The organism is Qipengyuania marincola, assembly GCF_029688625.1.
Taxonomy (GTDB): Bacteria; Pseudomonadota; Alphaproteobacteria; order Sphingomonadales; family Sphingomonadaceae; genus Qipengyuania.
In genome coordinates, this window is record NZ_JARULC010000003.1 from 159,637 (window position 1) to 183,971 (window position 24,335).

At 63.2% G+C, this 24,335-nt stretch carries 25 protein-coding genes; 10 read left to right on the forward strand and 15 right to left on the reverse strand.

Features of this window, described 5'->3' with window-relative positions:
• The first annotated feature begins 75 nt into the window (after nt 1-75).
• From rnd to P8Q88_RS10600, 3 genes are all read left to right on the forward strand, one after another.
• Nucleotides 76-1,278, forward strand: coding sequence for a ribonuclease D (gene rnd / locus P8Q88_RS10590; protein WP_278323802.1), 1,203 nt, complete (start codon nt 76-78; stop codon nt 1,276-1,278).
• A complete protein-coding gene (locus P8Q88_RS10595) occupies nt 1,275-2,183 on the forward strand; it encodes a hydrogen peroxide-inducible genes activator (protein WP_278323803.1) in 909 nt (302 codons plus the stop codon). Before rnd ends, P8Q88_RS10595 begins: the two co-directional genes overlap by 4 nt.
• Nucleotides 2,184-2,332: 149 nt before the next feature.
• Nucleotides 2,333-4,330 (forward strand): acyltransferase family protein, encoded by a 1,998-nt coding sequence (locus tag P8Q88_RS10600; protein ID WP_278323804.1) that lies wholly within the window; start codon nt 2,333-2,335, stop codon nt 4,328-4,330.
• A 24-nt stretch (nt 4,331-4,354) separates the two neighbouring features.
• On the opposite strand, the gene pgsA is transcribed toward P8Q88_RS10600, so the two are convergent.
• The gene (gene pgsA, locus P8Q88_RS10605; RefSeq protein WP_278323805.1) at nt 4,355-4,948 is read right to left on the reverse strand and encodes a CDP-diacylglycerol--glycerol-3-phosphate 3-phosphatidyltransferase; all 594 of its coding nucleotides are present in this window, start codon (nt 4,946-4,948) and stop codon (nt 4,355-4,357) included.
• 116 nt (nt 4,949-5,064) lie between these two features.
• Here pgsA and P8Q88_RS10610 point away from each other — a divergent pair, with 116 nt between their 5' ends.
• Nucleotides 5,065-6,402, forward strand: coding sequence for an MFS transporter (locus P8Q88_RS10610; RefSeq protein WP_278323806.1), 1,338 nt, complete (start codon nt 5,065-5,067; stop codon nt 6,400-6,402).
• 5 nt (nt 6,403-6,407) lie between these two features.
• Here the strand turns inward: P8Q88_RS10610 and P8Q88_RS10615 are convergent, their stop codons facing one another.
• The gene (locus P8Q88_RS10615) at nt 6,408-6,602 is read right to left on the reverse strand and encodes a hypothetical protein (RefSeq protein ID WP_278323807.1); all 195 of its coding nucleotides are present in this window, start codon (nt 6,600-6,602) and stop codon (nt 6,408-6,410) included.
• Between the two features lie 133 nt (nt 6,603-6,735).
• Between P8Q88_RS10615 and P8Q88_RS10620 the strand changes: the two genes are divergently transcribed.
• A complete protein-coding gene (locus P8Q88_RS10620; protein WP_278323808.1) occupies nt 6,736-8,403 on the forward strand; it encodes a thiamine pyrophosphate-binding protein in 1,668 nt (555 codons plus the stop codon).
• 59 nt (nt 8,404-8,462) lie between these two features.
• On the opposite strand, the gene P8Q88_RS10625 is transcribed toward P8Q88_RS10620, so the two are convergent.
• The 3 genes from P8Q88_RS10625 to P8Q88_RS10635 all read right to left on the reverse strand — a co-directional run bounded on the left by P8Q88_RS10625 (nt 8,463) and on the right by P8Q88_RS10635 (nt 9,996).
• The gene (locus P8Q88_RS10625) at nt 8,463-8,633 is read right to left on the reverse strand and encodes a CsbD family protein (protein ID WP_278323809.1); all 171 of its coding nucleotides are present in this window, start codon (nt 8,631-8,633) and stop codon (nt 8,463-8,465) included.
• Between the two features lie 130 nt (nt 8,634-8,763).
• Nucleotides 8,764-9,513, reverse strand: a complete 750-nt coding sequence (locus P8Q88_RS10630) for an SDR family oxidoreductase (RefSeq protein ID WP_278323810.1) — start codon at nt 9,511-9,513, stop codon at nt 8,764-8,766.
• Between the two features lie 75 nt (nt 9,514-9,588).
• Nucleotides 9,589-9,996 carry an EVE domain-containing protein gene (locus P8Q88_RS10635; RefSeq protein WP_278323811.1) on the reverse strand — a complete coding sequence of 136 codons (408 nt, stop codon included), beginning with the start codon at nt 9,994-9,996 and terminating at the stop codon, nt 9,589-9,591.
• A 151-nt stretch (nt 9,997-10,147) separates the two neighbouring features.
• Between P8Q88_RS10635 and P8Q88_RS10640 the strand changes: the two genes are divergently transcribed.
• From P8Q88_RS10640 to P8Q88_RS10660, 5 genes are read left to right on the forward strand one after another with little or no spacing between them, the layout of a single operon-like run.
• The gene (locus tag P8Q88_RS10640; RefSeq protein WP_278323812.1) at nt 10,148-11,842 is read left to right on the forward strand and encodes a putative bifunctional diguanylate cyclase/phosphodiesterase; all 1,695 of its coding nucleotides are present in this window, start codon (nt 10,148-10,150) and stop codon (nt 11,840-11,842) included.
• 53 nt (nt 11,843-11,895) lie between these two features.
• Nucleotides 11,896-12,705, forward strand: coding sequence for a diaminopimelate epimerase (gene dapF, locus P8Q88_RS10645; RefSeq protein ID WP_278323813.1), 810 nt, complete (start codon nt 11,896-11,898; stop codon nt 12,703-12,705).
• Nucleotides 12,702-13,877 carry a MiaB/RimO family radical SAM methylthiotransferase gene (locus tag P8Q88_RS10650; RefSeq protein WP_278323814.1) on the forward strand — a complete coding sequence of 392 codons (1,176 nt, stop codon included), beginning with the start codon at nt 12,702-12,704 and terminating at the stop codon, nt 13,875-13,877. The genes dapF and P8Q88_RS10650 overlap by 4 nt, the downstream gene beginning before the upstream one ends.
• Nucleotides 13,874-14,803, forward strand: a complete 930-nt coding sequence (gene ftsY / locus P8Q88_RS10655; RefSeq protein ID WP_278323815.1) for a signal recognition particle-docking protein FtsY — start codon at nt 13,874-13,876, stop codon at nt 14,801-14,803. The genes P8Q88_RS10650 and ftsY overlap by 4 nt, the downstream gene beginning before the upstream one ends.
• Nucleotides 14,800-15,447 carry an inner membrane-spanning protein YciB gene (locus P8Q88_RS10660; protein ID WP_278323816.1) on the forward strand — a complete coding sequence of 216 codons (648 nt, stop codon included), beginning with the start codon at nt 14,800-14,802 and terminating at the stop codon, nt 15,445-15,447. Before ftsY ends, P8Q88_RS10660 begins: the two co-directional genes overlap by 4 nt.
• Before the next feature lie 51 nt (nt 15,448-15,498).
• Here the strand turns inward: P8Q88_RS10660 and P8Q88_RS10665 are convergent, their stop codons facing one another.
• The 10 genes from P8Q88_RS10665 to P8Q88_RS10710 all read right to left on the reverse strand — a co-directional run bounded on the left by P8Q88_RS10665 (nt 15,499) and on the right by P8Q88_RS10710 (nt 24,330).
• On the reverse strand, nt 15,499-16,185 hold the full coding sequence (locus P8Q88_RS10665) for a DUF6445 family protein (RefSeq protein WP_278323817.1): 687 nt from the start codon (nt 16,183-16,185) through the stop codon (nt 15,499-15,501).
• Between the two features lie 68 nt (nt 16,186-16,253).
• Entirely contained in the window at nt 16,254-18,200 is a 1,947-nt protein-coding gene (locus P8Q88_RS10670) for a potassium transporter Kup (protein ID WP_278323818.1), read from the reverse strand.
• 119 nt (nt 18,201-18,319) lie between these two features.
• Entirely contained in the window at nt 18,320-18,976 is a 657-nt protein-coding gene (locus P8Q88_RS10675) for a tetratricopeptide repeat protein (RefSeq protein ID WP_278323819.1), read from the reverse strand.
• Nucleotides 18,973-19,383, reverse strand: a complete 411-nt coding sequence (locus P8Q88_RS10680; protein ID WP_278323820.1) for a cytochrome c-type biogenesis protein — start codon at nt 19,381-19,383, stop codon at nt 18,973-18,975. Before P8Q88_RS10680 ends, P8Q88_RS10675 begins: the two co-directional genes overlap by 4 nt.
• A complete protein-coding gene (locus P8Q88_RS10685) occupies nt 19,380-19,904 on the reverse strand; it encodes a DsbE family thiol:disulfide interchange protein (protein ID WP_278323821.1) in 525 nt (174 codons plus the stop codon). Before P8Q88_RS10685 ends, P8Q88_RS10680 begins: the two co-directional genes overlap by 4 nt.
• Nucleotides 19,901-21,856: a heme lyase CcmF/NrfE family subunit gene (locus P8Q88_RS10690; protein WP_278323822.1), complete on the reverse strand. Its 1,956-nt coding sequence runs from the start codon at nt 21,854-21,856 to the stop codon at nt 19,901-19,903. The genes P8Q88_RS10685 and P8Q88_RS10690 overlap by 4 nt, the downstream gene beginning before the upstream one ends.
• Nucleotides 21,853-22,344 (reverse strand): cytochrome c maturation protein CcmE, encoded by a 492-nt coding sequence (ccmE, locus tag P8Q88_RS10695; RefSeq protein WP_278323823.1) that lies wholly within the window; start codon nt 22,342-22,344, stop codon nt 21,853-21,855. Before ccmE ends, P8Q88_RS10690 begins: the two co-directional genes overlap by 4 nt.
• The gene (locus P8Q88_RS10700; RefSeq protein WP_278323825.1) at nt 22,341-22,481 is read right to left on the reverse strand and encodes a hypothetical protein; all 141 of its coding nucleotides are present in this window, start codon (nt 22,479-22,481) and stop codon (nt 22,341-22,343) included. Before P8Q88_RS10700 ends, ccmE begins: the two co-directional genes overlap by 4 nt.
• Complete coding sequence (gene ccmC, locus P8Q88_RS10705; RefSeq protein WP_278323826.1) at nt 22,481-23,203, reverse strand: heme ABC transporter permease CcmC; 723 nt, start codon at nt 23,201-23,203, stop codon at nt 22,481-22,483. The genes P8Q88_RS10700 and ccmC overlap by 1 nt, the downstream gene beginning before the upstream one ends.
• A gap of 59 nt (nt 23,204-23,262) precedes the next feature.
• Nucleotides 23,263-24,330, reverse strand: a complete 1,068-nt coding sequence (locus P8Q88_RS10710) for a Leu/Phe/Val dehydrogenase (RefSeq protein WP_278323827.1) — start codon at nt 24,328-24,330, stop codon at nt 23,263-23,265.
• Nucleotides 24,331-24,335 lie beyond the last annotated feature (5 nt).

Sequence of the window (24,335 nt, forward strand, 5' to 3'; positions counted from 1 at the left end):
AGGGCACCTGCAGCTTTTTGTCAAGGCTCGCAGCGGCCGAGGACGGTACTCCGTCCCACAGATAGAAAAGACACGATGAAGATACACGATCTGATTACCACCACCGACGCCCTCGCCGATATGTGCGAGCGCCTGGCGAAAAGCGATTTCGTCACCGTCGACACCGAGTTCATGCGCGAGAACACTTACTGGCCCGAGCTGTGCCTGGTGCAGATCGCCAACGAGGAAGAGGCCGCGGCGATCGATCCACTGGCCGACGGGATCGACCTTTCGCCGCTGTGGGACCTGATGTGCGACAATGAGGACGTGCTCAAGGTCTTCCACGCCGGCGGGCAGGACGTGGAGATCGTCTATAACTTCACCGGAAAGACCCCTCATCCGATCTTCGACACGCAGATCGCGATGATGGCGATCAGCCAATCCGAACAGATCGGCTATGCCAATCTCGTCGAAAGCTGGCTCGGCATCACGGTCGACAAGGGCGCGCGCTTTACCGACTGGAGCCGCCGCCCGTTGACCGACCGCCAGATCGAATATGCCATCGGCGATGTGACGCACCTGTCGAAGATCTTTCCCAAGATCCTGAACAAGCTGGTCAAGACCGGCCGTGGCGCATGGCTCGATGCCGAAATGGACAAGCTCGCCGATCCCGCGAATTACGCCAATGACGCGGCCAGCGCATGGCACCGCATCCGCTCGCCGGGCCGCAACCCCTCCGTCCTCGGCCGACTGAAGGCGCTTGCTGCCTGGCGCGAGGGCGAGGCGCAGCACAAGAATATCCCCCGCGGCCGCATTATGCGTGACGAAACCCTGGCCGACATTGCCAGCCATCCGCCCAAGAAACAGGCCGATCTCACCAAGGTGCGCGGCCTGTCCAATGCGTGGAAGGACAACGATATCGGCAAGCGCCTGATGAAGGTAATCGACAAGGCGGAGCCTTTGCCGAAGGACGAGATGCCGGCCAAGAGCAAGCCTGGAGCGCCGCTGGGCAAGGAAGGCGCACTGGTCGCAGACCTGCTCAAGCTGTTGCTCAAGATCCGGGCACGGGAAATCGACGTCGCTGCGCGCCTGCTGACCCGTGCGGACGAGATGGAGGCGCTCGCAGCCGGCGTGCGCAACCTGCCGATCCTGCAGGGCTGGCGCTACGAAGTGTTCGGCAAGGACGCGCTCGACCTGGTCGAAGGCAAGCTGGCCTTCGCGGTCAAGAAGGGCCGTCTCCACATGACCCATGTAGACGATATGCAGGCCGACATGGTCGAGACGCAGGCGGCAGAGTGAGTACCTACCTACCCACCCTCAAGCAGTTGCAGTATCTGGTCGCACTGCACGAACACGGCCATTTCGGCCGCGCGGCCGAGGCGAGCTTCGTGTCGCAATCGACACTCAGCGCCGGCATTCGCGAGCTCGAATCGCTGCTCGGCGTGACGCTGGTCGAGCGAAGCCGCCGCGTCGTGCGGTTCACCGCGCTCGGCAATCAGGTGGTGGAGAAGGCGCACCGTATCCTGCGCGAGGCGGAGGAGCTGGCTGACCTGGTGCAGGCTGCGGGCAAGCCGCTGGCGGGCCAACTACGCATGAGCGTGATCCCGACGATCGCGCCCTTCCTCCTGCCGCGTTTCCTGCCGCGCCTGCGCAAGGAACGTCCGGACCTCAAGCTCTTTTTGCGCGAGGAAACCAGCCACGACGCCGTCGAATCGCTGCAACATGGGCGAGTCGACTGCGTGCTGCTGGCCCTCCCCTTTGCCACCGGCGAGGTGGAGATGGCGCATATCTCGGACGACGAACTCTACGTCGCACTGCCCAAGGACGATCCGCGCGATCCCCCCTCCGAGGTGTCGGCGAGCATGATCGATTCCCTGAGCGAAGGCGGGCGCCTGCTGCTGCTGGAAGACGGCCATTGCCTCAAGGAACATGCGCTCGCCGCCTGCAACCGGCCCGAATTGCGCGCCTCCGCCACGATGATCGGCACCAGCCTGCATACGCTGGTCCAGATGGTGGACAATGATCTCGGGCTGACCATGCTGCCGAAAATGGCGGTCGACGCCGGTATCCTCAACGGCACCGACGTGGTTGCCCGCCCCCTGAAGAACAAGGACGCCAAACGCGAGATCGCGCTGATCTGGCGGAAGAATTCCCCGCGCCGCGATGATTTCGAGCTGCTGGCGGAGGAATTGCGGGCGGGGTGAAAATTTCTCCCGACATTCGACAAGACCGACCCAGCCTGTGACGAGCCGAAGTATCGGCGAAATACGACTAAAGTGATCCGTCAGGGTTCATTGGGATAGGGCCGCACAATTAACTTGTCGCGGCCGTTCCGGCGGCTTCAAATTACGGCATGAAACACCGGCCCGATATCGATGGCATCCGCTGTCTCGCGGTCATGCCTGTTGTACTGTGTCACGCGGGATTTCCGCTGTTTGCGGGCGGTTTCATCGGAGTCGACGTGTTTTTCGTCGTCTCAGGCTACCTGATCACCGGTATTCTGCTGGCTGATATAAATCGGGGCTCATTTTCGCTGGCCCGATTCTACGAGCGCAGGGCGCGGCGAATCCTGCCGGCAGCCCTCAGCGTCATTCTCGCCTGCCTCGTTGCGGGATGGTTCATTCTTCTGCCCGATGAATACGCTTCTCTTGGCGTTTCCAGTATCGCGGCGATTGGCTTTGTATCTAACATCAGGTTTTTCGGGGCAGGATCGGACTATTTCGGAGCCGGGGTCGCTTTCGATCCGCTGCTGCATACTTGGTCGCTGGCAGTAGAAGAACAATTCTACCTTTTCTTTCCCGCTCTTTTGGTGATGCTGTTGGGACCATTATCCCGCTATCGACTCGCGATACTGAGCGGTCTGTGCATCGCTTCCTTTGCCCTGTCTGTTTACGGACTGTCCCGCGACCAGATCGCGACGTTCTACCTCCTGCCGACCCGGTTCTGGGAATTGGGCTTCGGCGCTCTACTTGCTATCGGCGTCATTCCCGCTGCGCGCAATCGAGTGACGGCAGAAGCGTCAGCCTTGTTCGGCCTCTTCCTGGTTGTTGGCAGCGTTCTGCTGATTGATGAAACGATGCCCTTCCCGGGATGGCTTGCGCTTCCTGCATGCCTGGGGACCTGCCTTCTCATCTGGAGCGGTAGCGACCGGCCGACCACGATAGCAAAGGCTTTGGCATGGCGACCGTTCGTTGCCATCGGCCTTATTTCTTACTCCCTCTATCTCTGGCATTGGCCGTTGATCGTCTTCACGCGAATCTGGTTTGCCACCGCAGATCTTTCCCTTGAAGTTGCCCTCGCCTGTGTCTTGTCATCTCTGATCCTTGCCGCCTTGTCCTGGCGCTTCATCGAGCAGCCTTTCCGCGTTAGAGGTGGTAGACCGACGGTCGGCCCGAAGCGAGTGCTGGCATGGTCCGCATCGGGCATCGCCGCCGCGTCCGTAGTCGCCCTGTTGCCCTTTTCCTTCGCTGGATTTCCGCATCGGGTGCCGCCGGAAACGCAGATGTCTTACCGCCTGGCCAAGGATCGCGGCACGCTTTCGATCGAATGCGAAGAGCGGTCCGCTGCGGGATCGGGATGCAGGATTGGGGAGCAATGGGACGAAGAGGGCGAACCGGATGTTGTCGTATGGGGCGATTCTCATTCCCTAGCGATGCTGAATGCTTTCGACGAGGTCTTGGACGAGCACGATTTGACCGGCGTTGCGTATGTCCGGCCCGCCTGCGCTTCCCTTATCGGCGTGGTTCGATCGGACAAGCATGACGGGCGAGAGTGTGCTACGCACAATGAGCGAGTGCTTGGAGCAATCCGGCTAGTTCCGGAAGACACCACCGTTCTTCTCATCAGCCGGTGGGCGCTGCTCGCCGAAGGAGATCGCGCGGCCGGTGAGGCCGGAACGGAGGCGCATTTGGCGCCGGTCGAAACCGCCGGTAGCGACTTCGGACTATCTCGGGAAACCCTGATGTTCCGCGGCCTGGATTCCACTGTGCGAGAACTGAAGGAAGAGGGACTGCGGGTCATTGTCATGCGTCCGACGCCCGAATTCGGCTATGATGTCCCCAAAGCACTGGTACGTCAGGCATGGACCGGCAACGAGATCACTAGTCTGGATCGTAACGACTACGTTCGCCGTGCGCGCGACACGAACGCAATTATCGACGCCGTGGTTTCGCGTCATCAGGCGCAGGCAATCGCGCCCGGGGATATTCTATGTCCGAAAGAATGCGTCGTCCAACTTGGCGAGACTATACTTTACCAGGACGACGACCATCTTAGCCAAGCGGGGTCCGAATGGCTCCTTCGCAGATTGGTGGGCGACGGGCTTCTGAACCTTCCCCAAAACGATGGTTGAATTCAGTCTGTAGGTCCCCCGCCGCTAGTCCATGTGCTTCAGGCCGACGCGCAAATAGTCCCAGCCGGTGATCACCGTCAGCACTGCCGCCGCCCACAAGGTGGCAAGGCCGACGGTATGCGGCACGTTCGCTGCGATGCCGCCGACCGTCACTTCCCAATTCGGCAGTCCTCGCCCCAGAATAAGCGATCCCAGCGCGACCATCTGGAAGGTCGTCTTCCACTTGGCGAGGCGGCTGACGGGGACCGAGACCTGCAGCGGGCCAAGGAATTCGCGCAGGCCGGAGACGGCAATCTCGCGCATCAGGATGATCAGCCCGGCAATCACATGGGCGTCGCCGACATACGGTCCGCGCAGCACGCCCTGCGCCGCGAGCACGAGAATCACCGCCGCCACCATGATCTTGTCGGCGATCGGATCGAGGAAGATGCCCAGCTTCGACACCGTCCCGCTCGAGCGTGCGAGATAGCCGTCGAAATAATCGGTGATGCCCATCGCACAATACAGCAGGAAGGCGGCGAGATAGCCCTCTTCCCAGCCGGGCCACCACAGCAGGAAGGCCAGCACCGGGATGGCGAATATGCGCGACAATGTGAGAATGTTCGGCAGGCTCAGCATGGCGCTATCCCCCTAGCCGCTTACGTCCTGCCGCAAAAGCCGCCGATTGTCCTTGTCCGCCACCGCGTTGGGCCTCTACTAGGGTCGCCGAGAAACGGGGCCATTCCCGGGGGGTCATGCTTACATCCACGCATTTGCTGCGCACCCGGCGGTTCCTGCCGCTGTTCGTCACGCAGCTGTTCAACGCGTTCAACGACAATCTCTACAAGACCACCATGGTCCTGTTTGTCGTCTACGCGGTCTATAGCGACCCGGCGACCGAGGCGAGTTTCAGCGGCCTGGCATCGGGCCTGTTCATCCTGCCCTTCTTCATCCTGTCGGCGCTGGCCGGACAGCTGGCCGACATGCGCGACAAGGCGAAGATCATTCGCACGGTGAAAGCCTGCGAGATCGGGCTGATGGTGATCGGGGCAAGCGGCCTCTACCTCGCCTACAATGGCATTATGGTACAGAGTGTCGCCATCCCCCTACTGCTGCTGGCGCTGTTCCTCACGGGCGTCCAATCGACCTTCCTCGGTCCGATCAAATACGCGATCCTGCCGCAGCACCTAAAAAAGGACGAGGTTCTCGCGGGGACCGGCCTGGTCGAAGCGGGAACCTATGTCGCAATTCTCGCCGGCACGATCCTCGCCGGGCCGATCGCGGTTGACTATACCGGCTGGGCGGCCATCGGCATCATCGTAACCGCCTGCATCGGCTATCTCGTCAGCCGCCAAGTGCCCCCTGCCCCGCCGATGGGCGAGGTGGAGAAGCTCGACTGGCATATCATCCGCGCCTCGGTGAAGCTGGTGCGCGACACGATGCACAACAGGGAAGTCTATTACGCCATCCTCGCGATCAGCTTCTTCTGGACCATCGGCGCGGTGCTGTTCATCCAGTTTCCGCCGCTCGCCAAGAACACGATCATGGCCAGCCCGGAAGTCGCGAGCCTCTTCCTCGTGGTGTTCTCAATCGGCGTGGCCATCGGTTCGGTCGCAGTGAATGCACTGCTCAAGGGCCGAGTTTCGGCGCGCTATTCGCCGGTGTCGGTAATCGTCATGGGGCTGTTCGTCGTCGCCTTCTACATCGTCGCGAAGATGTGGCAGGCCGACCAGCCCGAGACGCTATTGTCGGTCAGCGAATTCATCGCCTGGCCCATGGCCGCGGTGCTGCTGCTCTGCCTTCTTGGCATTTCAGTGGCCGGGGGCATGTTCGTGGTGCCGCTCTATGCTTTCCTCACCACACGCGTGTCGCCCGACCGCGCATCCCGCACGATTGCGGCGAACAACATCGTCAATTCGGGGGCGATGGTCGCCGGTTCGCTCGCCGCCATGGCGCTGAGCGCGGCAGGCGTGCCGATCACCGAGCAGGTGCTGCTATGTGCCGCCATGTGCCTGTTCGCGGCCTGGCTTGCACGCCGCCTGATCGCGGCCGAGAATGCCGCTGCGGAAGCGGCGGCGGCTGCTGGCGCCTGATCGACCTAGATTATGAAGGCCAGGACCGCCGCAAGCGTGGCGAAATAGGTCGTCGCGACACCGCGGACATCGCTGGCACTCAATGTCCAGTCGACCGGCTCATTGTCCGGAATGTCCGCAAATCCGAGGCGACGTTGGGGAAGGCTGGCCCGGAACCAGTGCCGGGATGCCTCGCTCGATAGGACCAGTGCGCGTCTCATAGTACCGGGTTAACGCTTTTTTAACGTTTTGGTATCCCGCCGAGACCGGGCTGTCGCAAAACGAAACGAAAGAGACGAAATTAACCATGTTGGCCGATTGTAACCCGCTCGGCTGCGGGCTACGCGCAGCGCGATGAGAGAGACGAAAACGCCCGCTGCTGCGCGCCTGTTGGTCGATTGCCTGATTGAACAGGGCTGCGACCGGATCTTCACCGTTCCGGGGGAGAGCTTCCTCCAGGTCCTCGACGGACTGGGCCAGCAAGACGCCATCGATGTGGTGACCTGTCGGCAGGAGGGCGGCGTCGCCTTCATGGCTTGCGCCGACGGGGCGATGACCGGAAGGCCGGGCGTTGCGTTCGTGACCCGCGGGCCCGGCGCAACCAATGCCAGCATCGGCGTCCATGTCGCGATGCAGGATTCGCAGCCGATGATCCTCTTCGTGGGCGATGTCGACAGCGAAATGCGGGATCGGGAGGGCTTCCAGGAAGTCGATTTCGCCGCCTTCTTCACGCCGATCGCGAAATGGGCCGCACGGATCGACAGCGCCGACCGCATTCCGGAATATGTCGCCCGCGCCTATGCAACAGCGATCTCGGGTCGCCCGGGGCCGGTCGTGCTCGCCCTGCCCGAAGACATGCTCAGCAGGGACACCAGGGCCATGCCACGCGCGAGGGTGGAGCGGCCGGCGCAGGCACCCTGCCCCGACGCGATGCAGGCGATGATGGCGCTGATCGGCGATGCGGCCTCACCCGTCGCCATCATCGGCGGCGCGGGTTGGAATGCGAAAGCCCGCAACCATTTCCAGGTCTTCGCCGAACGCCTCGGGATACCAGTTGCCACTGCGTTCCGGCGGCAGGACGCGATTTCGCCGAGCAGTCCGGTCTATGCCGGAAACCTGGGATATGGCCCCAGCCCCAAATTGGTCGAGCGCGTGAAAGCCGCCGACCTGATCCTTGCGGTCGGCGCACGGCTCGGCGAGGCGACGACCGACGGCTACACCGTCCCGCCGCTGCTCGATGCTGAGCGCAAGCTGATCCACGTCCATCCCGATCCAAACGAGCTCAACAGCGTGTATCCGACCGATCTCGCCATCTGCGCAAGCATGGATGAGTTCGCCGAGAGCGCGGCGCTGTGGGACGATGGCGAGGCAATCGATTTCGATGCCGGGCGCCACGCGCATGCCGAGTGGGAGGATTGGGCGACCGCACATCCGAACGATCACACTCTCGATATGGGCCTTGCCGTCCAGTTCATGCGCGATACGCTGCCCGCGGATACGATCGTCTGCAACGGCGCAGGCAATTTCGCGGGCTGGTGGCATCGATACTGGCGTTACAACGGCTTTCCGAGCCAGCTTGCGCCGACGTGCGGCGCGATGGGCTATGGCGTGCCTGCCGCCGTCGCCGCCGCCCTGCGCTTTCCCGAAAGGACCGTCGTGGCCGCTGCGGGTGATGGCGATCTCCTGATGAACGGACAGGAACTGGCTACCGCCGTCCAGCATGGCGCGAACCTGATCGTGATCGTTGTCGACAACGGGGCCTATGGCACTATCCGCATGCATCAGGAGCGCGAATTCCCCGGCGATAATCGGATCAGCGCGACGCGCCTCTCAAATCCAGACTTCGCACTCATGGCCGACGCATTCGGCGGCTGGTCCGCCATTGCGGAAACGACCGAGCAGTTCAAGGACGCACTTGTCGCTGCCGAGGGTCGCAGCGGATTGCGGCTCATCCATTGCCGCATCGACATCGAGCAACTGGCCGCCAGCGGTGCCAGCGTCAGCGGCCTGCGAGGGCGCTAGGCATTAGAAAGGCCGCCCCGGAAAACCGGCGCGGCCTTTTCAGGCTTGCTTGAGCAGCCTCAGATGTCGTTGCCGAGCTTGCCCTCGACTTCGCCCTTGAACTGCTGCGCCTCGCCCTTGGCTTCCTGCTGGCGGCCTTCCGCGCGCGTTTCGGGATCGTTCGACCGCTGCTTCAGATTGCCGACGGCTTCGTTGGCATTGCCTTTGATCTTTTCGGTAAGTTCACCCATGGCTCGTCTCCTCTAAAGTGAAGCGCAATTTCCTGCGCCATAACAATACATTAATGGGCGCCCGGGAATGGTGTTCCGATCACATGCGTCGATGCGGTCATGGATCGCGATCAAACGAAGTCAGCCAACTTCAGCGCTTGGTCATGCCGCCGTCGACGAAGTATTCGCTGCCGGTCACATAGCTGGCCCGGTCGGACAGCAGGAACAGGGCGACCTCCGCAACCTCGCGTGATTCCCCGAAACGGCCGAGCGGGACCTGGTTCTGGATCTGCTCCATGAACTGGTCCTTTTCCTCATCGGAAAGACCCATGCCTTCCATGAAATTGGTGTCGATCGGACCGGGGGCGACCGAATTCACCCGAATCTTCCGCTCCGCCAGGGCGCTCGACCAGCTGCGAGCCAGGGCGAGACACGCGGCCTTGGTCGCCGCATATACGGCCCCCTGCGCCTGCCCAAGATACGGCGCGACAGAGGATGTGAGCAGCACCGCGCCGCCCTCCGAGATATCGTCGATCAACTCGGCCATCTGCAGCACCGGCCCGCGCACGTTGGTATTCATCATCTTGTCGAAGAATTCGGCGTCGTTTTCATCATTGGGGCCGAATTTGCCGTAGCCGGCGTTCAGCCACAGTCCGTCCAGCTTCTCGAACTTGTTGCGTACGGCCTTGGCCAGTTCAGTGGCCGCCTGGGGATCCGATGCGTCGTTCTGGAGCACGAGCGCATCATCGGGCAGCGCCTTGCGCGCATCCTCGAGATGCCCCTCGCTCATGCCGGTTACCGCGACATGGCCGCCCTGCGCGGCGATCATCTTCGCCGCCTCCAGCCCGAAGCCGCTGGTGCCGCCGGTGATGAGGAAACGCTTGTCGGTAAAGTCTGCCATTATGAGCCTCGTGTTCGATGGATATGCTCCTGTCGAACCGGCGAGGCCGGTCACCCGTTCCGGCAGTTCATCCGATCAGATGCCCGCCATCTCGAGAATGACGGACCATTCGTCGGGCTTGATTTCCGCGACTGACAGCCGCGACAGTTTCACCAGTTCGCATTCCGCCAGTTGCGGTTCCGCCTTGATCTGCTTCAGTGTGACCGGGTGCGGCAGCTTGGTCTTCGGAATCACCTTCACTGCGGCCCACTTGCCCTCGGGGTCTGTCGGGTCGGTGATCCCGGCTTCGCTGACCTCGCAAATCCCGACGATCTCCAGCCCTTCGCGCGAATGATAGAAGAACGCCTGATCGCCAACCTCCATCGCAGCAAGATTGTTTTTCGCACGGTGATTGCGGACGCCGTCCCACGTGCCCTCTTTCTCGGCGACGAGATCGTCCCAGCTGTACTTGAAGGGTTCCGATTTCATCAGCCAGTAACGCATGGATATTCTGTCCTTTCAAAAGGGGCCGCAGCGCGCTCCGCCCCTAACGACCCGGCTATGGCCTGACCAGACCCGCTTGCGTAAAGGAATGGATTAACCGCTTCTTAGGTCCCCACCCGTAAAGCCGACCCACTGGATTTTGGGGGTTGGATTGTCCGACTTTTCGACAGCGTCAGAGCGACTGCAGGCAAAGGCCCGCGCGCGACAGAGTGCACGGCGCGAACGCGACATCGTTACGCTAGGCATAGCTCTGGCTGCCATCATCCTGTTCATCAGCACTGCGGGCGTGGCGCTGCCGATGATGGTTCGCGCGCTACAGGGCACCTCCGCCGCACCCGATCTGGTTCTGACCAATGCGCTGCTGCTGAACATCGCTCTGATCCTGCTCGGGTGGAACCGCTACAAGGCCCTCACCGCAGAGCTCAAGCGCCGGTGCGCGTCGGAAGAGGAAGCGCGGCGCCTGGCCGACAGCGATCATCTGACCGGTTGCCTCAACCGGCGCAGCCTGACGATCGCCCTGGCCGACTTGCTCGCCGAACGCATGGAGCGCGAACGCGCGCTTGCGGTCATCGCGCTGGACCTCGACAACTTCAAGCAGATCAACGACCTCAACGGCCACATGGCGGGTGACGAAGTGCTGCAGTGCACCGCCCGCCGCATCGCTGCGCTATTGCCCGAAGACGGCCTGCTTGCGCGGCTAGGTGGCGACGAATTCCTGTGCGTGGTGCCGTATCATCCGCAGATGCAGGACCGGATCGACCAGCTGGCTTCGCGCGTGATCGAAAACGTCGCATCTCCGGTCAAGCACGAGGGCATGTCGCTCGATGTGACGATCTCCGTGGGCATAGCCTCCAGCAAGCACCTCACCCAGCCGACCGAGGGCACGGCCTCCGCGCAAAAGCTGATGCACAAGGCGGATATCGCCATGTATCACGCGAAAAAGCACGGCAAGAACCGCTATTACTGGTTCGAAGTCTCGATGGAAAACGAGCTGCGGTTCCGCAACGAGCTGGAAACCGGCATTCGCAAGGGCATCGCGAACGGCGAGTTCAAGCCCTATTACGAACAGCAGGTCGATCTCGAGACCGGCAAGCTGTCCGGCTTCGAAATGCTGGCGCGCTGGGAATCGCCAGAGCTCGGCGTGGTCGGCCCTGACATCTTCATCCCCATCGCCGAGGAAATCGGCGTCATCGGGGAATTGAGCGAACGGCTGATTGCGCAAGCCTTCGAGGATGCAAAGCTCTGGGCGCACGAGATCAGCCTTTCGGTCAACATTTCCCCGGTCCAGATGCGCGATCCGTGGTTTGCGCAAAAACTGCTCAAGCTCCTCGTGAAGCACAATTTCCCCGCCAGCCGGCTCGACGTCGAGATTACCGAAAGCTGCCTGCATGAAAACGTCGGCATGGTTCGCTCGATGATCACGTCGCTGCGCAATCAGGGCGTGCACATCAGCCTCGACGACTTCGGCACCGGCTATTCCAGCCTGTCGCAGCTTAGAACCCTGCCGTTCGATCGCCTGAAAATCGACCGGACCTTCATATCCGAACTGGGTTCGGAAGCGGATACTGGCAAGCTGGTGGACGCGATCGTTTCCATGGGTGACGGGCTCAATCTCCCGATCACGGCCGAGGGCGTGGAAAACGAACAGGTGCTCGAAGCGCTCAAATCAATGGGCAAGCTGAAGGGTCAGGGCTATCATTACGGCAAGCCCGAGCCAGCCGAAAAAGTGCTCGAACGGCTCGCTGCCCTCGACCTGCTGGCCGATGCCGCGGCCGATAATGTCACCGAAATCGAATTCGGCGCGCGCCCGACCCCGCGGCCCGGGGGCGACGCGCGGGTCGGCTGAACCGACCTTCTCCACTGGACGCTGTGCCCCGCACTGCATAGATGCGCCTCGTGATGCGTGTCGCCTTTTCCAAAATGCATGGCCTCGGCAATGATTTCGTCGTGCTCGACGCGCGCGAGGAAGCCCTGCCCGCGATGACCAGCGCCGTCGCCCGCGCCCTCGCTGACCGGCGCGAAGGCATCGGTTGCGATCAGCTCATTGTGCTCGAACCGAGCGTCAGTGCCGATTTCAGGATGCGCATCTTCAATCACGATGGCGGCGAGGTCGAGGCCTGCGGAAACGCCAGTCGCGCGGTTGCGTTACTGCATGGCTCGCCCGCGCGGGTGGAAACCTCGGGCGGGACGATCGGCGTCGAACCCAGTGAGGACGGTGCAAGCGTGGACATGGGCACGCCGCGTTTCGACTGGGACGCGATTCCCCTAGCCTATCCGCTGGACACCGCGAGCATGCCGGTCGGCTGGGATGGGCTCGAGACGCCAGGAGCCGTCAACGTCGGCAATCCCCATGTGATCTTCTTCGTTGAGGACGCCGATGCCGTAGCGCTGGAGGAAATCGGCCCGACCATCGAACACGATCCGCTGTTTCCGCAGCGGGTGAACGTCAATGTCGCGACAATCGTCGACCGGACGCACATTCGCCTGCGTGTATGGGAACGAGGCGTCGGCCTGACCCGGGCCTGCGGAACGGGTGCCTGCGCCACGGCAGTGCATGCCATGCGTCGCGGGCTGGTCGAACGCGAAGCAAGGGTAACGCTGCCGGGCGGGGACCTGAGGATCGAATGGAATGAAGATAACCGCATTCGCATGACCGGCCCCGCCACCGAAAGCTATCGCGGCACCTTCGAATGGGACCATTTTGCGTGAGCGAGGCGCAGGTCATCTCGCTCGGCTGTCGGCTCAATATCTCCGAAAGCGAACAGATCCGCGCAATGCTCGCGCAGGAACAGGACCTGGTCGTTGTGAACAGCTGCGCCGTGACGCGAGAGGCGGTTCGCCAGACCCGCCAGGCAATCCGGCGTGCGCGCCGCGCCAATCCCGGCGCCCGCCTGCTGGTGACCGGTTGCGCCGCCGACATCGAGCGGGACCAGCTGGCCGCCATGCCCGAAGTCGACGGACTTGTCGCAAACACTGCCAAGCTCGACGCGCGCGCCTGGAATGTCCCCGGCCATGTTCCGCCCGCGCCACAGGAAAGGACGCGCGCATTTGTTGCGGTCCAGAACGGCTGCGATCACGCCTGTACCTTTTGTGTGATCCCTCAGGGACGCGGCCCGAGCCGATCGCTCGATATTCGCGAGGTTCTGAAAGAGGTTGAACGCCACTTGGCCCACGGCGCACCCGAAGTGGTGCTCACCGGTGTGGACGTCACCTCCTGGGGACACGATCTGCCTGCAAGGCCCGCGCTTGGCGAGCTTGTGCGCGCAGTGCTCGACTCGTTTCCGGAGCTCGGCCGTCTGCGCATGTCGTCGCTCGACGGGATCGAGATCGACCCGCTGCTGCTGGATCTGTTCGCCAGCGAGACGCGTCTGATGCCGCACCTCCACCTGTCGTTGCAGCACGGGCACGATCTCATCCTGAAGCGGATGCGCCGCCGCCACCTGCGGGGCGATGCAATCGCGCTCGTCCAGCGCCTCAAGGAAGCGCGCCCAGACATAGCCATCGGTGCCGATCTGATCGCCGGTTTCCCGACTGAGGAGGAAGAGCACCATGCAGCGAACCTCGCCATCATTCGCGAGCTCGAGATCGTTCATGCGCATATCTTCCCCTATTCGCCCCGCCCCGGCACGCCCGCCGCGCGGATGCCCCAGGTCGATCGTGCACGGGTGAAATCACGCGCCGCCGACTTGCGCGCGGCAGCGGGAGCGACGCGCGACGAATGGCTGGCGTCACTGGTCGATAAGCCGCAGTCCGTCCTCGCGGAACGCGACGGCACCGGCTACACTCCGCACTTCGCGCGCGTTTCGGTGCCACCCGGCACACGACCCGGGCAAATCCTCACCGTAACGCCGCAAGGATGCGAGAACGGCCTGCTGACATGAGCGACAAACCCAGCTGGACAGAGCGCCTCTTCGGGGGGTTCAAGAAGACCTCCGAACGTCTGACGGAAAACCTGACCGAAGTCGTCGGCACGGCCAGGCTCGACGATGCGACTCTCGACGATGTCGAAGACGCGCTCATCCTGTCGGACCTCGGCCCGACCGCCGCGGCCCGCATTCGCGAGGCGTTGCGCGAAAAGCGGTTCGGCCTGCAGATAACCGAGCGCGAACTGAAGGAAGCTGTGGCAGAGGAGATCGCCGCGATCCTTCGGCCCGTGGCCAAACCGCTCGAGATCACGGCCTTTCCGCGTCCGCAGGTCGTGCTGGTCATCGGCGTCAACGGTAGCGGGAAAACCACGACCATCGCCAAGCTGGCGCACCTGTTTCAGGAAGACGACTATGCCGTGATGCTGGCCGCGGGCGACACGTTCCGCGCCGCGGCGATCGGACAGCTGGCCACATGGGCGGAGCGGATCGACGTTCCGATCGTGCGCGGTCCCGAAGGGGGCGACCCGGCCAGCATCGTGTTCGACGCGGTGAAGAAGGCGACCGACATCGGCACCGATGTGCTGATCGTCGACACCGCCGGGCGCCTGCAGAATAAGCGCGAGCTGATGGACGAGCTGGCCAAGATCCGAAAAGTCCTCGGTCGGCTCAATCCGGAAGCGCCGCATGATGTGGTGTTGGTGCTCGACGCGACGAACGGCCAGAATGCATTGTCGCAGATCGACGTCTTCAAGGAGGTGGCGGGCGTGACCGGGCTGGTCATGACGAAGCTCGACGGAACGGCTCGCGGCGGTGTGCTGGTGCAGGCAGCGCAGCTATACGGCCTGCCCATCCATGCCATCGGCGTGGGCGAGAAGATCGACGATTTGCGCCCGTTCGACCCCGACCTGGTCGCGCGCGTGATCGCAGGAGTGGCAGAGTGACCGAGAAGACGACCGAAAAGCCCAAGTCGGGCTGGCTGAACATCCTCGTCGACTATGGGCCGCTGCTGGTCTTCCTGGGCGTCTACAAGTTCTACCAGCCGCCCGCCGATTCCACTTTCGGCGAGATCGCTGCGGTCATTTACGGGACCATTGCCTTCATGGTCGCAGCCGTCTTCGCGCTGGCATTCAGCAAGTTCAAGTTTGGCCATGTCAGCCCCATGCTGATCCTGTCGACCGCCTTGATCGTGGGGTTCGGTGGGCTGACCATCTGGTTGCAGGACGAACGCTTCATCCAGTTCAAGCCGACTGCGATCTATGTTCTGTTCGGCCTGCTGCTTGTCGGTGGCTGGCTGCGCGGCAAGGCGTTGCTGCAGATCCTGCTCGAAGCCGCCTTCGAGGGCGTGGACCGCGAGGGCTGGCTCAAGCTCTCGCGCAACTGGGGCTTCTTCTTCTTCGCCCTCGCCGTGCTGAACGAGGTGCTGGTGCGGGTGATGGGCTTCGAAGGCTGGCTCTGGGCCAAGCTGTGGGTGTTCATGCCGCTGAGCTTCCTGTTCACCTTCACCCAGATCCCCATGCTGCTGCGGCACGGACTTGCCCTGGACGATGCGGACGAGGTCGCCAAGGACGAGCCGCCGACGGCTTAGGGATTCCCGATCCTGACGAGGGTAAGAGATTTATCTGTTCGACAAGCCGTCTCACGAACCCGCGATGAACATATTGATGGTCAGCCGCCCCTTCGCCGGGTCGCTGGATAATTCTCGCGGATCGGAAATGACCCCCGAATGCAGCGTCCATCCGCGATAAAGTATGAGCCGGTCGGGCCGCGCTGCGATTTCTTCGATCATTTCGTAGCGGTTTGAAGTTCCGTGATGATATTTGGCGGGAGGCTCTCCGTAATCCACATCATCGGCAATCAGCGCGGAATCATATTGCGGACGTCGGGCGGTGGTGATTTTCTCGAACCCCGTCCGTCGGTGACGATAGAAAGCCGTGCCTCCGGTGTTTGCATCGGCAAGGTAATGCATGATCGCGATCACCTGACCGCTGGTATCGTCGTAGTGCGGGATACGCTGCTTCTCGACGAGTCTCTCTTCGGGTTCTGTCACCAGCGAAAAATGCGCAGATACGAGACGAACGTGCTGCTGCAAGCCGAAGGTCCGCTGAAGGATCGCCAATAGCAATTCACGGCGCAGATCGAGATAGCCGGGGTCCATTTTGGCCCGTATGCCCGGATAGTATGCGTCGGCGCGTGCGAAATTCGCTGCGGTGGCCTGCTGCCGGAGAACGTCTAGCATGCCGCTAAAGCCATCGATTATGACGACAGGCTCCCGCTCGCGGCCAAGCAAGCGAATATCGATTTCGGGTTCTGGCAAGTGCCTCAAAGCCGGCTCTCCCAATGGGAAACCTAGAGACACCAACTCTCGATTGCAAAGCTGCTAGTGCTAAGAAGCTAAATTTCCACCTGGCTCCCCAGTTCGACCACGCGATTGGTCGGCAGGCGGAAGAAATCCATCGCCGTCGCCGCATTGCGCAGCATCCATGCGAAGATCTTCTCGCGCCAGATCGGCATGCCGGGATCGTCGCTGGCGAGCAGGGTCTGACGGCTCAGAAAGAAGCTGGTGTGCATCATGTCGAACTTGCCGCCGCAGCGTTCCATTTCCTTCAGCCCTTCGGGCACGTTCGTTTCCTGCATGAAGCCATAGTGCAGGATCGCCCTGTAGAACCCGTCCCCAAGGTCATGGATTTCACAGCGCCGGTCGCTGTCGACATAGGGGCTGTCGTCGATCAGCACGGTCAGGATCACCACGCGTTCGTGCAGCACCTTGTTGTGCTTGATATTGTGCAGCAACGCGCTGGGAACGCCGGCTGTCTGGCTGGCCATGAAGATGGCGGTACCCGGCACGCGAGTGGCGGAATTTTTCGCGCTCTTGGCAAAGATTTCTATCGGCAGGGCCGTCTCGCTCATGCGGTCGCGCATCAGCTTGCGCCCGCGCGCCCAGGTGGTCAGCAGGGTGAAGGCGACGAGGCCGACGACCAGCGGGAACCAGCCGCCATCGGGCACCTTGACGAGGTTCGCAGCGAAATAGGCCCCGTCGACGATCAGGAAGAACACCACGATCGGCAGGGCGACCCACCACTTCCACTTCCAGACGCCGACAAAGAGCACGCCCATCAGGATCGTATCGATCGTCACCGCGCCGGTCACCGCGATGCCATAGGCCGCGGCGAGGTTGGAGGAGGTCTGGAAGGTCAGCACCAGCACGATCACTGCCACCATCAACGCCCAGTTGATGACCGGGATGTAGATCTGACCCGCCTCGGTCTCGCTGGTGTGGCGAATCGAAAGGCGCGGCATGAAACCGAGCTGCATCGCCTGGTGGGTGATGCTGAAAGCGCCGGAGATCACCGCCTGGCTGGCAATGAAGGTGGCCATGGTGGCGAGGATCACCAGCGGCAGCCGGTATTCCTCGCTCGCCAGCAGGAAGAATGGGTTGCGCACGACTTCGGCGGCCTGCTCCGGTGGCAGGCCAGCGATCATCGCGCCTTGCCCGAAGTAATTGAGCAGCAGACACGGCATGACGAAGCCGAACCAGCTCAACCGCATCGGTCCGCGCCCGAAATGGCCCATGTCCGAATAGAGCGCTTCCGATCCCGTGACGGCCAGCACCACCGCGCCCAGCGCGAGGAAGGCGACCACACCGTCGGTGACGAAAAACATCACCGCGTAGTACGGGTTGAGCGCCCAGAGAATGTCAGGGTTCTGCACGATCTGGTTCAGCCCCAGCCCGGCGATGACGGTGAAATAGACGATCATCACCGGCGCGAACAGCGCGCCAACCTTGGCCGTTCCGCGCGCTTGCAACAGAAATAGGCCAACCAACAGCACCAGCGCGATGGGTATGACCAAGGGATCGAGCCGACTGTCGACCACCGTCAGGCCCTCGACGGCCGACAGGACCGAGATTGCCGGCGTGATCATGCTGTCGCCGTAAAACAGCGAAGTCGCGAATACGCCCAGCAGGACGACGAGCCAGGCATATTTGGTCTGGCCGATATGGCGGCTGATCAGCGCGATCAGCGCCAGGCTGCCGCCCTGTCCCTTGTTGTCGGCGCGCATGAGGATGGTCACGTACTGGATCGCCACGACGATCAGCATCGACCAGAAGATCAGGCTGACGACGCCCAGCACGTGCATCCGGTCGATCGCGATATTGGCCGCGCCGGAAAACGTCTCGCGGAAGGCGTAGAGCGGACTCGTGCCGATGTCGCCGAAGACGACGCCGATCGCGCCAACTGCCAGTGCAGTGCGCGACGCTCCGCCATGGCCATGGCCGCGACCATCGGTCGACGGTATCCCTTCGGGCACCGGGTCCCGCACGGCAGTGCTATCGCTCATGAGTTAAAAGGTCCGACCGCATCGCGTCATTTGCCCGAGAAACGGGGATCGACCCCGTGCAAGGCCGCGGCGATTAGCAGCACCAACGCCCGTCCGCAACATCATGCGGGAACCGACCGTCACTCGGCGCGATCGACAGGCGGTGAGGCAGGAGCCGCGCTCAGCAGCATGTCGAGGCGGGCCAGTCGCTCCGCCAGAAGGGGGCGCCAGTCCGCATCCGCAGGCGCGTCGTCAAGCAGTTCGGCCCAAAGCTGCCGCGTCCGCTGCGGTTCCTCTGCACGCAGCCAGGCGAGCCCAAGGAAATAGGTCGGCGCCGGATTGCCGCCACCGGTCTCCTCACCGCGCGAGTAAGCATAGAGCGCCGCGGGGGTCAGCCGCCCCTCGGCATGCTCGACCAGCGAATTGCCCAGCGCCACCCAAGCCTCGGAGTCGTTCGGATTCTCGGTCAACGCATTCGAGAGGAAGCGCGCCGACTGATCGAACTGGCCACGCCGGGCGAAGGCATCGGCAGTTACGACGAAGCGCGACGGCAATGCACCGGCCGGGTAGAATTCGCGACGCGCCCTGACCATGGCCTCGCCCGAACCCGAAGTCTGTGCATCCACGGCCGCTCTAGGCGCGCCGGACTGGTCAGGCGATCCCTGCAATGCGTACCCTGCCAGTCCCAGCAGCATGGCCGTGCCGAACAGGGCCCAGACGCTGCGTGGCAGGCCAAGCAACGCCGCTGCCGCGACAAAGGTCAGTGCCGCCAGCAACAGGATGACGACCCAGCTCACGCGCTGCGCTTCCGCAGCCGACCGAACAATACTGCGCCGGCAAGGATTATCAGAAGCCCGGGGATGGCGAACAGCGGCCATGTGACCGCACTCACCTCGGGTTTGTAGCTGACATAATCGCCATAGCGGCTGGTCAGCCAGGCGCGCACATCTTCGGGCGCTTCGCCCGCGGCGATGCGGATACGAACCTGATGGCGCATGTCGCCCGCCATGGGCGCATCGCTATCAGCGATGGATTGCGACTGGCACTTGAGGCAGCGCAGCGTTTCCATGAGCTCCTGCGCTGCGGCTTCCTGCGCCGGATCGTCCAGCTGTCGATAGGCGAAGGGCGCAGGCGGCATGGTATCCTGCGCCGCGAGAGGGGGCGCAAACAATAGCGCGAGAGCAACGAAAATGAACCGCATCATCGCGCCGCCTCGAGTTCGCCAAGCAAGGTGGCGACATCATCCTCGCGAATATCGCCAATGTGCTGGTAGCGGATGTAGCCTCGCCCATCGATCACGAATGTCTCGGGCACGCCGGAAGAACCGATCGCCAGTTGCACCTCGGACAAATCGTCACGGGCGATCCGGCTGTAGGGGTTGCCGTGCCGGGCCAGGAATTGCGCGACGTCTTCCGGCCGGTCGCGGATGGCGATGCCGACGATCGGGACGCCGGCCTCTTTCAACCGTTCGAGCTGCGGTGCCTCGGCGATACAGGGCAGGCACCAGCTGGCCCAGATGTTGAGGAGCTTGGGCGTGCCATCCTGGAAATCGGTCGTCGCGGCGCCTTCCACGCCTCCGGTCGCGGGCGGAAGGTCGAAATAGGGCAAGGCCTCCCCGACCATGCGACTTTCGACGAAATCATCCTTCGGCTGCGTCAGCTGATAGGCGGCAAGGCCAAGGAAGCCCGCGAACAGGAACAGCGGCAGCCAGACCTTCCAGCTCATGCCAGCGCCTCCCGATCAGAGCGCCGTTCGACGATGCGCGCGGCGATACGACGGCGGCGCACATCCGTGATTACCCGCCCGACGAGCGCCAGCGCCCCGCCCAGGGCGACCAGCAGGCCGCCATACCAGATCAGCGTCACGAAGGGTTTCCACCACAGGCGCAATTGCCAGCGGCCATCGGGCGAGCGATCGCCGATCACGGCATAAAGCTGGCCGTTCCAGCGGGTCGACAGGGCGCTTTCGGTCGTCTGCTGAGGAGGTGCCCAGAAGCGACGCGACTGTGGTGTAAGGGCGACGGGCTCGCTGCCGTCATAGCTTGCACTCAGCCGTCCCTCGAGCGCGGTCCAGTTCGGACCGGCCACCGGGACGACATCGGAAAGTGTGACGCTCCACGGCCCGACCTGTGTCGTCTGGCCCGGCTCGATGGCGGCCAGCTTCTCGCGCGAAAAGGCGCTTTCGCTGGCCATCCCAAGCAGCGCCACTGCGATTCCGAAATGCGCGACGACCATGCCCCACGTAGCCAGTGGTACGCGCTTCAGGCTGCGACCGCGAAGGGGCAGAAAGCTGGCCACTGCGAGGCCGATGCCCAGGGCGAGGCCAAGCAAGGGCAGGATCGCCACATTGGCGACAATGCCGAAACCGATCAGCGCGACCAGAACCAGCGCCGCAAAAAGGGACAATTCGGGGCGGATGCGCTCAACCCGGTCCTGTCGCCAGCGCAGCAGGGGACCGATTGCCATGATGGCGAACATCGGCACCGCGAAAATCGCGCCGACCGGATTGAAATAGGGTGGACCGACCGAAACCCTCACGTCGAATGCCTCGGTCAGCAAGGGATACAGGGTCCCGAGAAGGACGATTGCCAAGATCGCGCTCAGCATGACGTTATTGAAAACGAGTGCGCCTTCGCGGCTGGTCGCGTTGAACCGCTGGCCCTCGCTGATCGTGTTGGCCCGCAAGGCAAACAGGAGCAGCGCCCCTCCGATAAACAGCCCGAGCAGGATGAGGATGAATGTGCCCCGCTCCGGGTCGACCGCGAAGGCATGGACGCTGGTCAGGATGCCCGACCGCACGAGGAACGTGCCGACCATGCTCATCGAGAAGGCGACCACGCCCAGCATGATCGTCCAGACACGCAGCGCATCGCGGCTGGCGAGCACGCTGGTGGAATGCAGCAGTGCGGTGGCAGCAAGCCAGGGCATGAGCGATGCGTTTTCGACCGGGTCCCAGAACCACCAGCCGCCCCAGCCGAGCTCGTAATAGGCCCAATAGGATCCCGCGACGATACCGAGGGTCAGGAACACCCACGCCCCGAGCACCCATGGCCGCATCGCACTGGCAAAGTCGGGGGTCACCTGCCGCGTGAGCAACGCACCGACCGCGAAGCTGAAAGCGACCGAAAGGCCGACATAACCCATGTAAAGCGTGGGCGGATGGAAGGCGAGGCCGATGTCCTGCAACAGCGGATTGAGGCCCAGCCCCTCGGGTGCGGGCACGGGCAGGCGCTCGAACGGGTTCGAGCTGAGGATCAGGAAGGCATAGAAACCGAGTGCCACGAGACCCTGTGCGCCGAGCGTGGCGTTCATGGTGCGATCCGGCAGCCGACGCTCGATCAGGGCGATAAGAGCCCCCGCAAGCGACATGACTGTCACCCACAGGAGCATCGACCCTTCATGGTTGCCCCAGGTGCCGGACAGCTTGAATACCAGTGGCTTGAGCGAATGCGAGTTGGCGGCGACCAGCTTCACCGAAAGGTCGGTAACCGCAAACAGCCAGAGCAGCATGGCGAAAGAAAAGCTCGCGAGCGCGCCCTGCACTATTGCGCTGGGCCGGACCAGCGCGGCGATCTCGCTCCCCTCTGCTGCGCGCAAGGCAAGAAAGCCGGACGCCATTTGCAGCGCGGCGAGCGCGGCGGCGAGCCACAGCGCGGCATGGCCGAGTTCCGCGATCATTCGATGCCGACCGTCGTCTCTTCGGTCACTTCGGCGACCTGACGCTGGCTCATACCCTCAAGCTCGCGCGGGACATAATTCTCGTCGTGCTTGGCGAGGAGATTGTCGGCGACGAATGTCCCGTCGGCGGCGAGGCGGCCCTCGGCGACGACGCCCGAACCTTCGACGAAAAGGTCGGGCGCGATCCCGCTGAACTGCACGGGAATGCGAGACCCGTCATTGCCGGTAACCGCGAAACGCAAGGTCACGCCATCCGGATCGGTAGCCAGCGAGCCCTGCTCGACCATCCCGCCGAGGCGGACAGCCTGGCCCACCTCCGGCGGGTCGGCTTGCATCTGCTCGGGCAGGTAGAAATAGTTCGCCTGATTGCGCAGCGCATAGGCGGCCAGCAAGCCCGCCCCGATCAGTGCGATCAGGGCGATCACGATCAGCACGAGTCGCTGATGCTTGGGCTTCAACCGGGAGCCGTTGTGAGCAGGATGGTTCATTTTCGTCGCGAGCGTTCGCGCCGCATCTCGGCGCGCTTCATATCGATCCACGCCCACATAATCATCGCAAGCGTAGCTACAATACCGATGGCATAGGCCGCCACGACGAAATCCCACTGGTCGAGCATCTCGCGCATCACGCCGCCTCGCTCGCCTTGCGACGCAAGCGCGCTTCGGCCTGGATATCGGCGAGCAAAGCGCGCATCCGTGCCAGGATCACGCCGCCGAAGATCAGCGAGAAGCCGACGACCGCGACGAGCAGCGGGACGAGATAGACCCCGTCGATCGCGCTCTTGCCCAGCGTGATGCTGGGTGGCTGGTGGAGCGAGTTCCACCACACGACGCTGCGGTTGATGATCGGAATGTTGACCGCCCCGACCAGGCCGAAGATCGCCGGGATGCGCGCGCTCACGCCCTCGCGCTCTGCTGCCTGCGCCAGCGCGATATAGGCAAGGTAGAGAAACGCCAGCACCAGCATGCTGGTCAATCGGCCGTCCCACACCCACCAGGTCCCCCAGGTCGGTCGGCCCCAGATCGATCCGGTGACGAGGCAGATGACGGTAAAGACGAGGCCCGGGACCGCAGCCGCCCGGGCCGCCAGCGCAGCCAGCGGATGCCGCCACACGAGAAAGACGAGGCTGGCGATGGCGATGGTGGTCCAGCCGCCCATGCCGAGCCAGGCGGCCGGTACGTGAAGGAAGATGATACGAACGGTTTCGCCCATGAGCCGGTCGGGCGGCACCTGCGTCAGGCCCCACCAGATCGCCGCCGCCGACACCACGAGGCCGCCAGCGAGCAAAGCCGGAGTCAGCCAGCTGGCGAGCGCGAGGAACCGTTTGGGATTGGCGAAGCCGTGCATGATGTAAGCCGTGCGCGCGCTTTTACAGCCGTGCGGCTGACCCGCAAGTGAAGATGAGCCTAGCCGCGACCGATCAGGCGTTGTGCCATGCGGTCGGCCACCTGATCGGGCGAGGCACCATTGGCCGCGCTCTCGTTCCAGATTTCCTCGAGTCTGCCCGGAATCAGGGCGATCCGCTTGCGCACTTCGTTGATATCGCAGGGCGCCTGGTCATTGCGACACAGATATTCGAGCGTGACCGAGATGATGCCGCCGGCGTTGATGACATAGTCGGGCGCATAGAGGATGCCGCGCTCGGCCAGCATCGGGCCGTGTTCGGGCCGGCGCAACTGGTTGTTCGCGCCGCCAGCGACGATCTGGCAATCGAGGCGCGCAATGCCCTCGTCATCGAGGATCGCGCCCAGCGCATTGGGGCTGAACACATCGCAGGCGACCGACATGATCGCTTCGGGAGCCGCGACCGAGGCGTCCAGTTCGCGTGCCAGAGCCTCAGCCCTGCCCTCCTGCATGTCGGACAGGGTGAGCTGCGCGCCTTCGCGCGCCAGCAGCCGGGCAACCCCGCCACCGACGCTTCCGGTTCCCTGGATCGCGACATGGACGCCCTCGACACTGTCCTTGCCGAGCTTGTAGGCGACCGCAGCCTTGATGCCGAGGAAGATGCCGAGCGCGGTAAACGGGCCCGGGTCACCGCCCGCCGCTTCGTCGCCTTCGACCGGCAGGCCCGACACATACTGCGTCCGCTGCGCCACGGCAGCCATGTCGGCTTCCGAAATGCCCACATCTTCCGCCGTCACATATCTTCCGCCCAGTCCTTCGACAGCGTCAGCAAAGGCGACAAGCATTTCGGGCGTCTTGTTCTTGTCGGCATCGGCTACGATGACCGCCTTGCCGCCGCCCATCGGGAGGCCGGCCATGGCATTCTTGTAGCTCATCCCGCGCGACAGGCGCAGCGCATCGCGCATCGCATCGCCCGGCTCGGCATAGTGCCAGAAGCGTGTGCCGCCCGCGCCGGGGCCGAGATGGGTGGAATGAAGCGCGATGATTGCGGTCAGCCCGCTCTTCGGGTCACGGACGAAATGCACGAGTTCGTGATCGTCGTAATCCGCTTCGGTCCAGAATGCCGTCATCGCGC

Excerpts from the sequence above, each read along its gene's own strand:
- P8Q88_RS10690 (WP_278323822.1), bottom strand. The coding sequence starts at position 21,856 with ATGATCGCGGAACTCGGCCATGCCGCGCTGTGGCTCGCCGCCGCGCTC.
- P8Q88_RS10635 (WP_278323811.1), bottom strand. The coding sequence starts at position 9,996 with ATGCGTTACTGGCTGATGAAATCGGAACCCTTCAAGTACAGCTGGGAC.
- P8Q88_RS10700 (WP_278323825.1), bottom strand. The coding sequence starts at position 22,481 with ATGCGCGAGATGCTCGACCAGTGGGATTTCGTCGTGGCGGCCTATGCC.
- P8Q88_RS10670 (WP_278323818.1), bottom strand. The coding sequence starts at position 18,200 with ATGAGCGATAGCACTGCCGTGCGGGACCCGGTGCCCGAAGGGATACCG.
- ccmC (WP_278323826.1), bottom strand. The coding sequence starts at position 23,203 with ATGCACGGCTTCGCCAATCCCAAACGGTTCCTCGCGCTCGCCAGCTGG.
- P8Q88_RS10600 (WP_278323804.1), top strand. The coding sequence starts at position 2,333 with ATGAAACACCGGCCCGATATCGATGGCATCCGCTGTCTCGCGGTCATG.
- P8Q88_RS10630 (WP_278323810.1), bottom strand. The coding sequence starts at position 9,513 with ATGGCAGACTTTACCGACAAGCGTTTCCTCATCACCGGCGGCACCAGC.
- rnd (WP_278323802.1), top strand. The coding sequence starts at position 76 with ATGAAGATACACGATCTGATTACCACCACCGACGCCCTCGCCGATATG.
- P8Q88_RS10615 (WP_278323807.1), bottom strand. The coding sequence starts at position 6,602 with ATGAGACGCGCACTGGTCCTATCGAGCGAGGCATCCCGGCACTGGTTC.
- P8Q88_RS10710 (WP_278323827.1), bottom strand. The coding sequence starts at position 24,330 with ATGACGGCATTCTGGACCGAAGCGGATTACGACGATCACGAACTCGTG.
- ftsY (WP_278323815.1), top strand. The coding sequence starts at position 13,874 with ATGAGCGACAAACCCAGCTGGACAGAGCGCCTCTTCGGGGGGTTCAAG.
- P8Q88_RS10685 (WP_278323821.1), bottom strand. The coding sequence starts at position 19,904 with ATGAGCTGGAAGGTCTGGCTGCCGCTGTTCCTGTTCGCGGGCTTCCTT.
- P8Q88_RS10620 (WP_278323808.1), top strand. The coding sequence starts at position 6,736 with ATGAGAGAGACGAAAACGCCCGCTGCTGCGCGCCTGTTGGTCGATTGC.
- P8Q88_RS10625 (WP_278323809.1), bottom strand. The coding sequence starts at position 8,633 with ATGGGTGAACTTACCGAAAAGATCAAAGGCAATGCCAACGAAGCCGTC.
- dapF (WP_278323813.1), top strand. The coding sequence starts at position 11,896 with ATGCGTGTCGCCTTTTCCAAAATGCATGGCCTCGGCAATGATTTCGTC.
- P8Q88_RS10680 (WP_278323820.1), bottom strand. The coding sequence starts at position 19,383 with ATGATGCGGTTCATTTTCGTTGCTCTCGCGCTATTGTTTGCGCCCCCT.
- ccmE (WP_278323823.1), bottom strand. The coding sequence starts at position 22,344 with ATGAACCATCCTGCTCACAACGGCTCCCGGTTGAAGCCCAAGCATCAG.
- pgsA (WP_278323805.1), bottom strand. The coding sequence starts at position 4,948 with ATGCTGAGCCTGCCGAACATTCTCACATTGTCGCGCATATTCGCCATC.
- P8Q88_RS10610 (WP_278323806.1), top strand. The coding sequence starts at position 5,065 with ATGCTTACATCCACGCATTTGCTGCGCACCCGGCGGTTCCTGCCGCTG.